The following is a 13427-nucleotide window of genomic DNA, read 5'->3' on the forward strand; positions in this document are numbered from 1 at the left end:
GGGCAGCGCGGCGCGCCGCGTGGCGTGGGTCCCGGCGGGCGGGTCGACGAGCGCGGCGAGCCGGAGTCGGTCGCGCAGCCCGACGCCCTCCCGAGCGCGCTCCACGTGTGGGAGCCGGGAGCGGGGAGGGTCGTGGTCGCCGACCGCACCGAGCTGACCGCGGGCCGGCCCCACCCCGCCCTCGGGCAGTGGAGCCATCTCGCGTGGGTCCTGGCGCCGCGCCTGCCCGGTCTGACCTCCGGTCGCTGACCCCCGCGCGCGCCGTCCGGCCATGTCGGTCGTACGGCGGCCCGGTTGGCCGCGCGGCGATCCGGTTCGCGGTGCTGCGGCCCGGTCGGCCGTCCCGCGGCCTGGCTCGCCGCGCAGCGGCGCCCGGTTGGCAGCCGCTCGGGCTTGTGACCACGATGGGGATGCCCGCCGTGCGGTGGGCCGCACCGACAGCGAGGAGGATGCGATGAGCACGGTCCCTGGTGACGACACGTGGGCCGACGCGGGACTCGTCCCGCCGGACAGCAGCGAGGTCCCCGGCTCCGAGCGGTCGACCGTCCCCGTCGAGCCGGAGCACCAGCCGCGGGCCCCCCGGCCGGACCTGCGCGACGAGGCGGCGGAGCCCGACGTCGTCGAGCAGGCCCAGGAGGTGCCCGACGACGGGACGGACGAGTACCCCGAGGAGCAGTGAGGGACGGGCGCCGGGCCCGGTGCGCGCGGGCGGTCGGCGTCCCGATAACGTGACGCCATGAGCCGTTCCGCTGAGCCCCTGACGACCGAGGCGATCGCCGCGCTGCCGAAGGTCGTCCTCCACGACCACCTCGACGGCGGCCTGCGCCCCGCGACGATCGTCGAGATCGCCGCCGAGGTCGGGCACGAGCTGCCGACCACCGACCCCGAGGCGCTCGGACGCTGGTTCGTCGAGGCGGCGAGCTCGGGCTCGCTGCCGCGGTACCTGGAGACGTTCGACCACACGATCGCCGTCATGCAGCGGGCCGAGGACCTGCGCCGGGTCGCGCGCGAGGCGGTCGTGGACCTCGCGTCCGACGGCGTCGTGTACGCCGAGCAGCGGTACGCGCCCGAGCAGCACCTCCGTGCCGGCCTCAGCCTGCAGGACGTCGTCGACGCGGTGCAGCAGGGCCTCGAGGAGGGCGTCGCCGAGGCCGCCGCGGCCGGGCGCCGGATCCGCGTCGGACAGCTCGTCACCGCGATGCGGCACGAGGACCGCGGCCAGGAGATCGCCGACCTGGCCCTGGCGAACCGGGAGCGCGGCGTCGTCGGGTTCGACATCGCCGGCGCCGAGGACGGCTTCCCGCCCTCGCGCCACGTGGCCGCGTTCCGGACCCTGCGCCAGGCGCACTTCCCGGTGACGATCCACGCGGGCGAGGCGGCCGGGCTGGACTCCATCTCGGAGGCCCTGCACGTCGGGGGTGCGCTGCGGCTCGGTCACGGCGTCCGCATCGCCGACGACGTCACGTTCGGCGAGCGCACGGAGGCGGACCCGTCGGGCCTCGCCGTCGCGTCGCTCGGCTACCTCGCCCACTGGGTGCGGGACCAGCAGGTGCCGCTCGAGCTGTGCCCGACGTCGAACGTCCAGACGGGGGCGGCCACGTCGGTCGCCGAGCACCCGATCACGGCGCTCGCGGCGCTCGGGTTCGCGGTGACGGTCAACACCGACAACCGCCTGATGTCCGGCACGTCGATGACGCGGGAGATGCAGCTGCTCGTGGAGGAGGCGGGCTGGACGCTCGCGGACCTGCGCGACGCGACGCTCACCGCGGCCTGGAACGGCTTCATCCACCACGACGAGCGTCAGGCGCTCGTCGACGAGGTGATCGAGCCCGGCTTCGCCCTCGGCACCGGCGGCCGCCACCGCGCCTGAGAGCCGGGCGGCCCATCGCTCACGACGCGGAAGGTCCGTACCGCGAGGCGGTACGGACCTTCCACGTCAGCGGGTGGGACCTTCAGACGCCCTTGGGGTGCCAGACCGTCTTGGTCTCGGTGAACGCGAGGATCCGCCGCGGGCCGTCGGGCACGGCGGTCCAGTCCGGCTCGGCGTCGTCGAGCGCGGGACGCCGCACGCGCTTGATGCTGCCGGCCGCCTCCGCCTCGAGCGCGCCCCACGTGACGCCGTCGGCGAGCGCCGCGCCCGCGAGGTCGATCGCGTTGACGTCCAGGTGCCCCGCGAGGTGCGGCGCGATCTCGGCCGTCCGCCCCGTGAGGACGTTGACGACGCCCTTCGGCACGTCCGACGTCGCGAGGACCTCGCTCAGCGTGATCGCCGGCAGGGGCCGCCGCTCGCTGCTGACGAGCACTGCCGTGTTGCCCGTCACGAGCACGGGCGCGAGCACGCTGACGAGCCCGAGGAGCGACGAGCGCTGCGGCGCGAGCACCGCGACCACGCCCGTCGGCTCGGGCACCGACAGGTTGAAGTACGGCCCGGCCACGGGGTTCGCCGAGCCGGCGACCTGCGCCACCTTGTCCGCCCAGCCCGCGTACCAGACCCAGCGATCGACCGCGGCCGAGACGACGTCGTCCGCGTCGCCGCGCGAGATCCCCTCGCCGGCCGACACCTCCTCGACGAACTGCGCCCGACGCCCCTCGAGCAGCTCGGCCACGCGGTAGAGCACCTGACCGCGGTTGTACGCCGTCGCGCCGGCCCAGCCCTTCTGCGCCGCGCGCGCCGCGACGACGGCGTCGCGCGCGTCCTTGCGCGAGCCGAGCGCCGCGTTGGCGAGGAAGCGCCCGTCGGCCGCCGTGACCTCGTAGGTGCGCCCGGACTCGCTGCGCGGGAACGCGCCGCCGATGAAGAGCTTGTACGTCTTGCGGACGTCGACGCGCGTGCCGGTCGACGTGGTGGGTGTGGTCGCCATCAGTCGGTGCTCCCGTCGACGAGGTACGGCGCGAGGCCGTGCCGGCCGCCCTCACGGCCGTGTCCGGACTCCTTGTACCCGCCGAACGGGCTGGTCGGGTCGAACCGGTTGAACGTGTTGGCCCAGACGACGCCGGCCTTGAGCCGGTCCGCCATCCACAGGATGCGCGAGCCCTTCTCGGTCCAGACGCCGGCCGAGAGCCCGTAGGGCGTGTTGTTGGCCTTCGCGACGGCCTCGTCGGGCGTGCGGAACGTCAGCACCGACAGCACGGGGCCGAAGATCTCCTCGCGCGCGATCGTGTGCGCGGCGCTGACGTCGGTGAAGACCGTCGGCGGGAACCAGTAGCCCTGCTCGGGCAGGTCGCACGCGGGGCTCCACCGCGTCGCGCCCTCGGCCGTGCCGGCCTCCGCGAGGCGCGTGATCCGCTCGAGCTGCGCGGCCGAGTTGATGGCGCCGACGTCGGTGTTCTTGTCCATCGGGTCGCCGACGCGCAGGGTCGCGAGGCGCTCCTTGAGCCGGTCGACCACCTCGTCGGCCACGGACTCCTGGACGAGGAGCCGCGACCCCGCGCAGCACACCTGACCCTGGTTGAAGTAGATGCCGTTGACGATGCCCTCGACGGCCTGGTCGATCGGGGCGTCGTCGAAGAGGATGTTCGCCGCCTTGCCGCCGAGCTCGAGCGTCACGGTCTTGCGCGTGCCCGCGATCTCGCGGGCGATGCGCTTGCCGACCGCCGTCGAGCCCGTGAAGGCGATCTTGTCGATGCCGGGATGCGCCACGAGCATCGCGCCCGTCTCGCGCGCGCCCGTGACGATGTTGACGACGCCGGGCGGCAGCTCCGCCTGGCGGAGCAGGTCGGCGAACAGCAGGGCCGAGAGCGGCGTCGTCTCGGCCGGCTTGAGCACCACGGTGTTCCCCGTGGCGAGCGCGGGCGCGATCTTCCACGCGAGCATGAGCAGGGGGAAGTTCCACGGGATGACCTGGGCCGCGACGCCGTGCGGCCGGGGCGCGACGCCGAACCCGGCGTGGTCGAGCTTGTCCGCCCAGCCGGCGTAGTAGAAGAAGTGCGCGGCCGCCGTGGGCACGTCGACGTCGCGCGACTCGCGGATCGGCTTGCCGTTGTCGAGGGTCTCGAGCACGGCGAACTCGCGGGACCGCTCGGCGAGGAGCCGTGCGATCCGGAACAGGTACTTCGCGCGCTCGGAGCCCGGCATCGGGCCCCACACCGTCTCCTGCGCGCGCCGGGCGGCGCGGACCGCGCGGTCGATGTCCGTCTCGCCGGCCTCGGCGACGTCGGCGAGCACCTCCTCGGTCGCGGGGTTGACCGTCTTGAACATCGTCCCGTCGGCCGGGTCGACGAACTCGCCGTCGATGAACAGGCCGTACGACGAGGCGATGTCGACGACCGACCGGGACTCCGGTGCGGGGGCGTACTCGAAGGGGCTCATGCCGGCCTCTCAGTCGACGGTGACGTAGTCGGGGCCGGAGTACCAGCCGGTCCGCAGCTTCTGCCGCTGCTGGAGCACGTCGTTGAGCAGCGACGACGCGCCGAATCGGTACCAGTCCGGGTCGAGCCAGTCCTCGCCGGCCGTCTCCTTGACCGCGACGAGGTGCTTGATCGCGTCCTTCGACGTGCGGATGCCGCCGGCCGGCTTCACCCCGACCTGCACGCCCGTCTCGCGGCGGAAGTCCCGGACCGCCTCGAGCATGAGGTTCGTGACGGGGAGCGTCGCGGCCGGGCTGATCTTGCCCGTGCTCGTCTTGATGAAGTCGGCGCCCGCGAGCATCGCGAGCCACGACGCCCGGCGCACGTTGTCGTACGTCGCGAGCTCGCCCGTCTCGAGGATCACCTTGAGGTGCGCGGTCGCGCCGTTCTCGCGGCACACCTCGCGCACGGCGACGACGTCCTCGAACACCCGCTCGTAGCGGCCCGAGAGGAACGCGCCGCGGTCGATCACCATGTCGATCTCGTGCGCGCCGGCCTGCACGGCCTCGCGCGTGTCGGTGAGCCGCACGTGCCGGCTCGCGCGTCCTGAGGGGAACGCGGTCGCGACGGCGGCGACGTGCACGCCCGAGTCGCCGAGCGCGTCGACGGCCACGGGCACCAGGTCGTTGTAGACGCAGACCGCCGCGACGCGGGGGCACGTCGGGTCGCCCGGCTCGGGCTGGACCGCCTTCGCGCACAGGCCGCGGACCTTGCCCGGGGTGTCCGCACCCTCGAGCGTCGTGAGGTCGATCATCCGGATGATGAGGTCGAGCGCCCACGCCTTCGACGTCGTCTTGATGGACCGCGTGGCCAGCATCCCCGCGCGGCCCTCCGCGCCCACCTGGTCGACGCCCGGGAGGCCGTGCAGGTACCTGCGCAGCGACGCCTCGTCGAGCGAGGACGTGCCGACGACGCGGCGGGCCAGATCGGCGATCTCGGACGCGGACCGCTCGGGCGCGTGACCCTGCCGCGCGCCGACCTCGGGTGCGTGACCGTCCGGTGCCTGCGCATCGGCCGCTGGACCGTCGGGTGCGCGACCGTGGGACGGCGCCGTTGCCGTGGTGCTCATCACACGATCCTACCCATCGGTAACCGGCCTGGAGCCGAGGCCGCCGATGCCCCAGGCTGTCCCCGTGACCTCGCGCGCGACCGCCTACCTCGACCACCCGGGCCCGATCCCGTTCGCGCACCGTGGGTTCTCGCCCGCGGGGCTGGAGAACTCCATGGCCGCGTTCGCGGCCGCCGTGGACCTGGGCTTCCGGTACGTCGAGACCGACGTCCACGCGACCGCCGACGGCGTGCTGGTCGCGTTCCACGACGCGACGCTCGACCGGGTCACGGACGGCTCGGGTCGCGTCGCGGAGCTGCCGTGGGCGACGGTGCGCCGCGCGCGCATCGGCGGGGTCGAGCCGGTGCCGCTGCTCGAGGACCTGCTCGGCGCCTGGCCCGACCTCCACGTCAACGTGGACGTCAAGGCCGACGCCGCCGTGGGACCCGTGGTCGACGTGCTCGAGCGCACGCGTGCGCACGACCGCGTGTGCGTCGCCTCGTTCTCCGACGCACGACGTCGCGCCGTGCTGCGCGGGCTCTCACGGCCCGTGACGACGTCGGCGGGCAACGCCTCGGCGGCCGCCTTCCGCGGCGCGGCGGCGGTGCGCTCCCGCCGAGCGGCGCGCCGCGCCCTGCACGACGTCGACTGCCTCCAGCTCCCCGAGCGCCACCGCGGCATCCCGGTCGTCACGTCCGCGTCGGTCGCCGCTGCGCACGCGCACGGCGTCCCCGTGCACGTGTGGACGGTGAACGACCCGGCGGACATGCGCCGCCTCCTCGACCTCGGCGTCGACGGCCTCGTCACCGACCGCGCCGACCTGCTGCGCGACGTGCTCGTCGAGCGCGGGCAGTGGGGGTGAGGGCCGGCTGCCGCGGTCAGCCGAGCGGGCCCTCGGTCTCGGGGAAGCCGGGCGCGTCGACCGCCCACGGCGCCTGCAGCATCGTCGCGGTCGCCCAGCCCGCGGCCGCGAGCCCGGCGTCGGAGTCGGCGTCGGCCGTGGGGTCGATCTCGGCGTAGCGGACGCGGACGGCGCCCTCGCCCTCGGTGCGGTCGATCCGGGCCTCGACGGCGCCGAACGCCGCGAGCGGCGCGACGCGGATACCGCGCAGGTCCGCGGCGGGCAGGTCCGGCACGTTGAGGTTGAGCACGCCGTCCTGCGGCGAGCGGTCCTCGAGCCAGCGCAGCCCGTGCGCGGCGACGACGCCCGCCGTGGCCCAGTGCTCAGGGTTCGCGGTGACGATCGAGACGGCCATGCCGCGGATGCCCTGCGTCATCGCGGACGTCGCCGCGCCCACCGTCCCGGAGTGGATCACGGCGTAGCCGGTGTTGGGACCGCGGTTGACCCCCGAGAGCACGAGGTCGGGCCGAGGCCCGAAGCCTTCGTACGCGGCGAGGAACACGATCAGGGCCGGGGCGGCGGCGACCGCGTAGGACTCGACGCCGTCCGGGAGCCCGGGTGCCGCCTTCGGCTCCACGACGACGCGGCCGTCGTGCTCGAGGCCGAAGAGCGACGCGGACGCGCCCGAGTACTCGGTCGCCGGCGCCGCGACGACGACGTCGTACCCGGCGTCGAGCGCGACGCGCGCCAGGACCGCGAGGCCCGGGGAGTCGATGCCGTCGTCGTTGGTGATCAGTGCCCTCACTGTGCTGCCCCCACTCTCATGGCCTCCACTCTGCTGGCCCTCACTCGTCCACCGGTTCGGCGGTCACGCGCTCCACGAAGCGCTCGATCTGGTCCTGGTGGCCGGTCGCGAGCCCGCGCCGCGTCACGTTGAGCGCGCCGGCGGCCGCACCGAGCCGCACGGACTCGAGCAGGTCGAGACCGCGCGCGAGCCCCACAGCCACGCCGGCCGTCAGGGAGTCGCCCGCCCCGCGGTGGTCCACGGTGGACACCGGGGGAGCCGTGACCTGCCACGCCCCGTCGCGGGTCACCACGAGCGTGCCCTCGGCGGCCCGCGAGACGACCATCGCGCCGACCTCGCCGCGGCCCTCGTCGTCGTCGCCCTCCGCGGCGTCGGAGCCGGCGTCGTCGGCGTGCGCGCCCGCGAGCACCGCCCGCGCGCCCGCGAGCAGCTGGGCGAGGTCCTCGCCGTCCGCCAGCCCGCAGTCGAGCATCTCGGTGTGGCTCATCTTGAGCACGTCCAGGCCCTCGGCGACGACGGCGAGCGCGGCGTCGCCCGAGAGGTCCGCGACCACCCGGCGACCGTTGCGCCGCAGGTCACGAGCCACACGGGCCAGGAACTCCGGCGGGACGGTGCTCGGCGGGTCGGCGCCCGTGAGCGCGACGACGTCGGCGTCGAGCGCCTCGACCAGGAGGGTGCCGAAGAGGTCGTCGAGCTCATGACGTCCGAGCGGCGTCGGGTCCATCGTCGCGACCTCGCGGCGCTCGCCGGCCTCGGCCGCCTCGCGGTCGCCCTCGCGCCGGTCGTGCACGTACGCGCCGTTCGCTCCGTCGTACCGCGTGGCGCGCAGCACCATGCCCTCCGCGCTCGCGAGGTGCTGGGCGACGCGGCCGGTCTCGCCGCCGAACGGCCCGCAGACGACGACGTCCGCGCCGAGCACGGCGGCCATGCGGCCGAGCCACAGGCCCTGCCCGCCCGGGTGCACGTGGATCTCGGGTCCGTCGCCCTCGACCGCGTCCTCGACGGTCACCGTGAGCAACGACGTCAGCGCGAGCACGCACACGCGCGGGTCGTCCGCCACCGTCCCACCTCCGTACCTGGTTCCGAGGGCCCAGCCTCACAGGCACCTCGCAGGTCCGCAGCCCGAGCGTCAGACGCCGAGCGCCGCCGCCACGTCCGCGCGCACGGCGTCGAGCCGCGCGCGGGCCGTGCTCCGCGCAGCGCCGACCGGGTCGTCCTGCGCGTCTGTGCCCGTGCCCGTGCCCGTGCCCGCGTCCACCGGCACGACCACCTCGAGGTAGCACTTCACCTTGGGCTCGGTCCCGCTCGGCCGGACGACGACGCGCGTGCCGTCCGCCGCGAGCAGCCGCAGTCCGTCGGTCGGCGGCAGGTCGTGCTCGCCGTCCGTGCTGCCGAGCGAGAGGTCGACGAGCTCGACCACCGGCGAGCCGGCGAGCGTCGCGGGCGGCGCCTGGCGCACCCGTGCCATGGTCGCCGGGATCTCGTCGAGGTCGGTGAACCGCACCGAGAGCTGGTCGGTGAGGTGCAGCCCGTGGGTGACCGCGAGGTCGTCGAGCAGGTCGATCAGGGTCCGTCCCTGCGCCCGCGTGGTCGCCGCGAGCTGCGCGAGCAGGAGGGCCGCGGAGAGCCCGTCCTTGTCCCGGACGCGCGCCGGGTCGACGCAGTAGCCGAGCGCCTCCTCGTAGCCGAACACGAGCCCCTCGACGCGCGAGATCCACTTGAAGCCCGTGAGCGTCGACCGGTGCGTCATGCCGTGCGCCTCAGCGATGCGCCCGAGGAGCCGTGAGGAGACGATCGAGCTCGCCAGGACGCCGTCGTCGGCCGCGGGGTGGGCCTGCCGCCACCGCGACGCGCGGTCCATGCCGAGCAGCGCACCGACCTCGTCGCCGTGGAGCATGCGCCAACCCGAGGCCGCGAGGGAGTCCCGGCCGCTGACCGAGCTCGCGTGGCCGGCGCGCGGGTCCCGGACCGCGACGGCGCACCGGTCGGCGTCCGGGTCGTTGGCCAGCACGATGTCCGCGTCGAGCACCTCGGCGAGCGCGAGGGCGAGGTCGATCGCCCCCGGCTCCTCGGGGTTGGGGAACGCGACCGTGGGGAAGCGCGGGTCGGGCAGCGCCTGCTCGGGGACGATGTGCAGGTCCGCGAACCCCGCCGCCCGCAGCAGGCGCTCGGCGGTGTGCCCGCCGACTCCGTGCAGCGGCGTGAGGACGATCCGCAGGTCGCGCGGCGATCCCGGGTCCGCGAGCGCGCCGACGGCGGTGAGGTAGCCCTCGACGACCTCCTCGCCGAGCACCGTCCAGCCGCCCTCGGTGCGGCGCACCGACGCGACCGACGGCACGGCCGCGATCCGTGCGGCGATCTCCTCGTCGTACGGCGGCACGATCTGCGAGCCCTGCCCGCTGTCCGTGACCACGCGTCCGCCGAGGTACACCTTGTAGCCGTTGTCCGCGGGCGGGTTGTGGCTCGCGGTGACCATGACGCCCGCGTCCGCGCCCAGCTGGCGCACCGCGTAGGCGAGCACCGGCGTCGGCAGCGGCTCCGGGAGCAGGAGCGCGTGACCGCCCGCCGCCGTCACGACGGCCGCGGTGTCCCGCGCGAAGACGTCGGAGCTGAAGCGCGCGTCGTAGCCGATCACCACGCGCGGTCCCTCGACGACGACGCCGCCGCCCTCGCCGCGCCGGGCCTCGAGCGCGTCCACGAGGTAGCGCGTCAGGCCCGCGGCCGCGCGGATGACGACCGCGCGGTTCATCCGGTTGGGCCCGCCGCCCATCGCACCGCGGAGGCCGGCCGTGCCGAACTGGAGCGACCCGCGGAAGCGGTCGGTGAGCTCGGCGCGCGCGACACCCTGGAGCTCGGCGTCCGCCTCGTCGTCCTGCGCGGTCGTGAGCAGGACGCGCAGGTGCTCGGCGGTCTGCGGGTCGGGGTCGTCGTCGATCCACGCCTCGACCTGCGCCACGAGGGCCGGGTCGAGCGCCGGCTCGTCGGCCCGCGAGCCGGTGCGGTCCGCGCCGGCGGCCGTGGTGTCCGCCCCGCCGTCGCCGTCCACCTCGACACCCGCGCCGGTCACCGGGACGTCGCTCGTCCCCTCGGGCGCCATCACAGCTTCCCGACGACGTCGGCGAGCAGCCGGCTGATCCGGGGAGCCGCGGCCTGGCCGGCCTCGATCACCTCGGCGTGCGAGAGGGGCACGGGGCTGATGCCCGCCGCGAGGTTCGTCACGAGCGAGAGCCCGAGCACCTCGAGGCCGGCGTGCCGGGCCGCGATCGCCTCGAGCGTCGTCGACATGCCGACCAGGTCCGCGCCCATGACACCGGCCATGCGGACCTCGGCGGGCGTCTCGTAGTGCGGCCCGCGGAACTGCGCGTAGACGCCCTCGGGCAACGACGCGTCGACCTCGTGCGCGAGGTCGCGCAGCCGCTGCGAGTACAGGTCCGTGAGGTCGACGAAGGTCGCGCCCTCGAGCGGCGACGTCGCCGTGAGGTTGAGGTGGTCGCGGATGAGGACCGGCGTGCCGGCCGACCACTCGGGGTTCAGGCCGCCGCAGCCGTTGGTCAGGACGACCGAGCGGGCGCCCGCGGCCGCCGCCGTCCGGACGCCGTGGACGACGCGCCGCACGCCGCGGCCCTCGTACAGGTGGGTGCGCGAGCCCAGGACGAGCGCGTGCCCGCCGTTCGCGAGCCGGATGGACCGCGTGGTCCCGACGTGCCCGACGACGGCCGGAGCGCTGAAGCCGGGCAGCTCGTGGCTCGGCACCTCCGCGACGGTCTCGCCCAGCAGGTCGGCGGCACCGCCCCAGCCCGAGCCGAGGACGAGCGCGACGTCGTGCCGCGCCACCCCCGTGCGCTCGGCGAGGACGGCGGCGGCCGCGCGGGCCACCTCGAACGGGTCGGTGGCCGGGTCGTCGAGGGTGGTGACGGCTCCGGCGCTGGTGCTCGCACTCATGGTGCCGAGGCTAGCGGCGCCGTGATGCCGCCGCTGCCGGGTGAGCCGGTGCGCCGGTGCGCCGGCGCGCGCGAGGAGGCGGTGGGGTGGGCGCGGACGGCAGAATGCCCGGGTGACTGCCTCCACGCCCGGCCTCGCCACGCCCGCACCCGACGTCGAGCGGCCGCCCGGCCGCAAGCCGCCCCGCGTCGTCGTCGTCGGCGGCGGGCCCGGCGGGTACGAGGCCGCGCTCGTCGCCCGGCGCTCGGGTGCGCACGTGACGCTGATCGAGCGGCAGGGCGTCGGCGGGGCCGCGGTCCTGACCGACGTCGTGCCGTCGAAGACGCTCATCGCGACCGCCGAGTGGATGACCATCGCCGACCGCGCGACCGACCTCGGCATCCGCATGGTCGGCCTCCCCACGGACACCCCGGTGCGCGGGCACGAGGTGGACCTCGGCAAGGTCAACGCGCGCGTCGTCGAGCTCGCCGCGGCGCAGTCGGCCGACATCCGCACGCGGCTCGAGACCGAGGGCGTCGAGGTCGTCGAGGGCACCGGGCGGCTCGACGGTCCGCAGCGCGTCGTGACGCAGGCGGGGGAGTCCTTCGACGCCGACGTCGTGCTGCTCGCGACCGGTGCGACGCCGCGCCGGCTGCCCGAGGCCGAGCCCGACGGTGAGCGCATCCTCACCTGGACCCAGCTCTACACGCTGACCGAGCTGCCCGAGCGGCTGATCGTCGTCGGCTCGGGCGTCACGGGCGCCGAGTTCGCGGGGGCCTACAACGCGCTCGGCGCCGACGTCGTCCTCGTGTCGTCGCGCGACCGCGTGCTGCCGGGTGAGGACGCCGACGCGGCTGAGCTGATCGAGGACGTCTTCACCTCGCGCGGCATGACGGTCATGAGCCGGTCCCGTGCCGCCGGTGTGGTCCGCACCGACCAGGGCGTCGCGGTGACCCTCGCCGACGGACGCGTGGTCGAGGGCTCGCACTGCCTCATGGCCGTCGGTGCGATCCCCAGCACCGAGGGGCTCGGGCTGGCCGAGGCGGGCGTCGACCTCGCCAAGGGCGGGTACATCCAGGTCGACAAGGTGTCGCGGACGAGCGCCCGGGGCGTCTACGCGGCGGGTGACTGCACGGGCGTGCTGCCGCTCGCGTCGGTCGCCGCCATGCAGGGCCGGATCGCGATGGCCCATGCCCTCGGCGACGCCGTGACGCCGCTCGACATCGGCGAGGTCGCGGCCAACATCTTCACGGCGCCGGAGATCGCGACGGTCGGGCGCTCGCAGAAGGAGCTCGAGGAGATGGGCGCGCGGTTCGTCGTCAGCACGCTGCCCCTGCGGCGCAACCCGCGCGCGAAGATGCTGGGCATCCGCGACGGGTTCGTGAAGGTCTTCGCGCACAGCACGACGGGCATCGTCATCGGCGGTGTGGTCGTCGCCCCGCGCGCGGGCGAGCTGATCTTCCCGCTGACCCTCGCGGTGAACCACCGGCTCACGGTCGACCAGATCGCCGACTCGTTCACGGTCTACCCGTCGCTGTCGGGCTCGATCGCTGAGGTCGCGCGCGTCCTGCACACGCGCGCGGAGTGAGCGCCCGGCCCGGCGCGGAGGCCGCCCGGCGGAACCGGCGCCGACCGCTCAGCCGAGCAGACGCCGCTCAGCCGAGCAGCCGCCGCAGCGCGGGCCAGGCCGCACCGAAGGCGGGGAGCAGCTCGCGCGCGGTGACCGCCTCGACGTCGACCCATGCGATCTCGAGGCTCTCGGCGTCCGTCGGACGCACGTGCTGGGGCCCCGTCGCCCGGGCGACGACCGTCGTGTAGCGCCACGGCCCGTGGTCGAGGACGACGGCGTCGTGCACCTCGAGCGCGGCCGGGTCGATGCCCGCCTCCTCCGCCGCCTCGCGGACGGCGCCCTGCTCGGGGCTCTCGCCGGGGGCGAGGGCGCCGCCGGGCAGCCCCTACGTGCCGCCCTGGTCGGACCACAGCGCGCGGTGCTGGAGCACGACCTCGTGCCGGCCCTCGTGGGCGCGGTGCAGCAGCAGCCCGGCCGCGCCGTGCGCGCCCCAGTGCCGGCGGCCGCACGCGCACTCGACCCACGCGTCGCCGCTGTCGCGGCCGTGCGGGTGGCGCGGGTCGGCCGGACCCGGCGGGACCGTGCTCAGCCGACGATCTCGCAGATCGCGGTGCCGGCGCTCACGCTCGAGCCGACCCCTGCCGTGAGCCGCTGGACGGTGCCCGCGCGGTGCGCGACGAGCGGCTGCTCCATCTTCATCGCCTCGAGCACGACGACGAGGTCGCCCTCAGCGACCTGCGCGCCCTCCTCGACGGCGACCTTGACGATCGTGCCCTGCATGGGGGAGGCGAGCGTCGTGCCGTTCGCGCCCGCCGCGCGCGCGGGCCCGCGGGAGGCGGCGGGACGCCGGGGCCGACCCGACGCGGCCCGCCCGCGGCCCGAGGCGAGCCCCAGC

General features: G+C 75.4%; 14 protein-coding genes. 5 read left to right on the forward strand and 9 right to left on the reverse strand.

Annotated elements, in window-relative coordinates; translation table 11 throughout:
• The 3 genes from ICW40_RS11715 to ICW40_RS11725 form a co-directional block, all read left to right on the forward strand.
• On the forward strand, positions 1–249 hold a 249-nt coding region (locus ICW40_RS11715; protein ID WP_221654147.1), incomplete at its 5' end, for a hypothetical protein.
• A 205-nt stretch (positions 250–454) separates the two neighbouring features.
• Entirely contained in the window at positions 455–679 is a 225-nt protein-coding gene (locus tag ICW40_RS11720; protein ID WP_221654149.1) for a hypothetical protein, read from the forward strand.
• 57 nt (positions 680–736) lie between these two features.
• Entirely contained in the window at positions 737–1870 is a 1134-nt protein-coding gene (locus tag ICW40_RS11725; protein WP_221654151.1) for an adenosine deaminase, read from the forward strand.
• Between the two features lie 82 nt (positions 1871–1952).
• Here the strand turns inward: ICW40_RS11725 and ICW40_RS11730 are convergent, their stop codons facing one another.
• Genes ICW40_RS11730 through deoC form a run of 3 tightly spaced genes read right to left on the reverse strand, consistent with a single transcriptional unit; the run spans position 1953 to position 5416 of the window.
• On the reverse strand, positions 1953–2861 hold the full coding sequence (locus tag ICW40_RS11730) for an aldehyde dehydrogenase family protein (protein WP_221654153.1): 909 nt from the start codon (positions 2859–2861) through the stop codon (positions 1953–1955).
• Positions 2861–4309, reverse strand: coding sequence for an aldehyde dehydrogenase family protein (locus ICW40_RS11735; protein ID WP_221654155.1), 1449 nt, complete (start codon positions 4307–4309; stop codon positions 2861–2863). Before ICW40_RS11735 ends, ICW40_RS11730 begins: the two co-directional genes overlap by 1 nt.
• A gap of 9 nt (positions 4310–4318) precedes the next feature.
• Positions 4319–5416 carry a deoxyribose-phosphate aldolase gene (gene deoC, locus ICW40_RS11740; protein WP_221654157.1) on the reverse strand — a complete coding sequence of 366 codons (1098 nt, stop codon included), beginning with the start codon at positions 5414–5416 and terminating at the stop codon, positions 4319–4321.
• Positions 5417–5462: 46 nt separating this feature from the next.
• On the opposite strand from deoC, the gene ICW40_RS11745 reads away from it, so the two are divergent.
• Positions 5463–6257 carry a glycerophosphodiester phosphodiesterase gene (locus ICW40_RS11745; RefSeq protein WP_221654159.1) on the forward strand — a complete coding sequence of 265 codons (795 nt, stop codon included), beginning with the start codon at positions 5463–5465 and terminating at the stop codon, positions 6255–6257.
• A gap of 16 nt (positions 6258–6273) precedes the next feature.
• Here ICW40_RS11745 and surE read toward each other — a convergent pair whose 3' ends face one another.
• The 4 genes from surE to ICW40_RS11765 form a co-directional block, all read right to left on the reverse strand.
• On the reverse strand, positions 6274–7041 hold the full coding sequence (gene surE, locus ICW40_RS11750; RefSeq protein ID WP_221654161.1) for a 5'/3'-nucleotidase SurE: 768 nt from the start codon (positions 7039–7041) through the stop codon (positions 6274–6276).
• A 40-nt stretch (positions 7042–7081) separates the two neighbouring features.
• A complete protein-coding gene (locus tag ICW40_RS11755) occupies positions 7082–8101 on the reverse strand; it encodes a 1-phosphofructokinase family hexose kinase (protein ID WP_221654163.1) in 1020 nt (339 codons plus the stop codon).
• Between the two features lie 69 nt (positions 8102–8170).
• On the reverse strand, positions 8171–10138 hold the full coding sequence (locus tag ICW40_RS11760; protein ID WP_221654165.1) for a phospho-sugar mutase: 1968 nt from the start codon (positions 10136–10138) through the stop codon (positions 8171–8173).
• Positions 10138–10983 carry a purine-nucleoside phosphorylase gene (locus ICW40_RS11765; RefSeq protein WP_221654167.1) on the reverse strand — a complete coding sequence of 282 codons (846 nt, stop codon included), beginning with the start codon at positions 10981–10983 and terminating at the stop codon, positions 10138–10140. Before ICW40_RS11765 ends, ICW40_RS11760 begins: the two co-directional genes overlap by 1 nt.
• 112 nt (positions 10984–11095) lie before the next feature.
• Between ICW40_RS11765 and ICW40_RS11770 the strand changes: the two genes are divergently transcribed.
• Positions 11096–12550 (forward strand): NAD(P)H-quinone dehydrogenase, encoded by a 1455-nt coding sequence (locus ICW40_RS11770; RefSeq protein ID WP_221654169.1) that lies wholly within the window; start codon positions 11096–11098, stop codon positions 12548–12550.
• Positions 12551–12617: 67 nt separating this feature from the next.
• On the opposite strand, the gene ICW40_RS21570 is transcribed toward ICW40_RS11770, so the two are convergent.
• Together ICW40_RS21570 and ICW40_RS11780 are read right to left on the reverse strand one after the other, a co-directional pair.
• Positions 12618–12914 (reverse strand): NUDIX hydrolase, encoded by a 297-nt coding sequence (locus ICW40_RS21570; RefSeq protein ID WP_308121767.1) that lies wholly within the window; start codon positions 12912–12914, stop codon positions 12618–12620.
• Positions 12915–13117: 203 nt separating this feature from the next.
• Positions 13118–13427, reverse strand: a 310-nt coding sequence (locus tag ICW40_RS11780) for an acetyl-CoA carboxylase biotin carboxyl carrier protein subunit (protein WP_221654179.1), incomplete at its 5' end; no start/stop codon positions are given.

The sequence above is a fragment of the Actinotalea ferrariae genome (assembly GCF_019733465.1).
Taxonomy (GTDB): domain Bacteria; phylum Actinomycetota; class Actinomycetes; order Actinomycetales; family Cellulomonadaceae; genus Actinotalea; species Actinotalea ferrariae_A.

Bases quoted from the DNA above. Each gene is read 5' to 3' on its own strand.
- ICW40_RS11720 (WP_221654149.1), top strand. From the start codon at position 455: ATGAGCACGGTCCCTGGTGACGACACGTGGGCCGACGCGGGACTCGTC.
- ICW40_RS11725 (WP_221654151.1), top strand. From the start codon at position 737: ATGAGCCGTTCCGCTGAGCCCCTGACGACCGAGGCGATCGCCGCGCTG.
- ICW40_RS11730 (WP_221654153.1), bottom strand. From the start codon at position 2,861: ATGGCGACCACACCCACCACGTCGACCGGCACGCGCGTCGACGTCCGC.
- ICW40_RS11735 (WP_221654155.1), bottom strand. From the start codon at position 4,309: ATGAGCCCCTTCGAGTACGCCCCCGCACCGGAGTCCCGGTCGGTCGTC.
- deoC (WP_221654157.1), bottom strand. From the start codon at position 5,416: ATGAGCACCACGGCAACGGCGCCGTCCCACGGTCGCGCACCCGACGGT.
- ICW40_RS11745 (WP_221654159.1), top strand. From the start codon at position 5,463: ATGCCCCAGGCTGTCCCCGTGACCTCGCGCGCGACCGCCTACCTCGAC.
- ICW40_RS11760 (WP_221654165.1), bottom strand. From the start codon at position 10,138: ATGGCGCCCGAGGGGACGAGCGACGTCCCGGTGACCGGCGCGGGTGTC.
- ICW40_RS11765 (WP_221654167.1), bottom strand. From the start codon at position 10,983: ATGAGTGCGAGCACCAGCGCCGGAGCCGTCACCACCCTCGACGACCCG.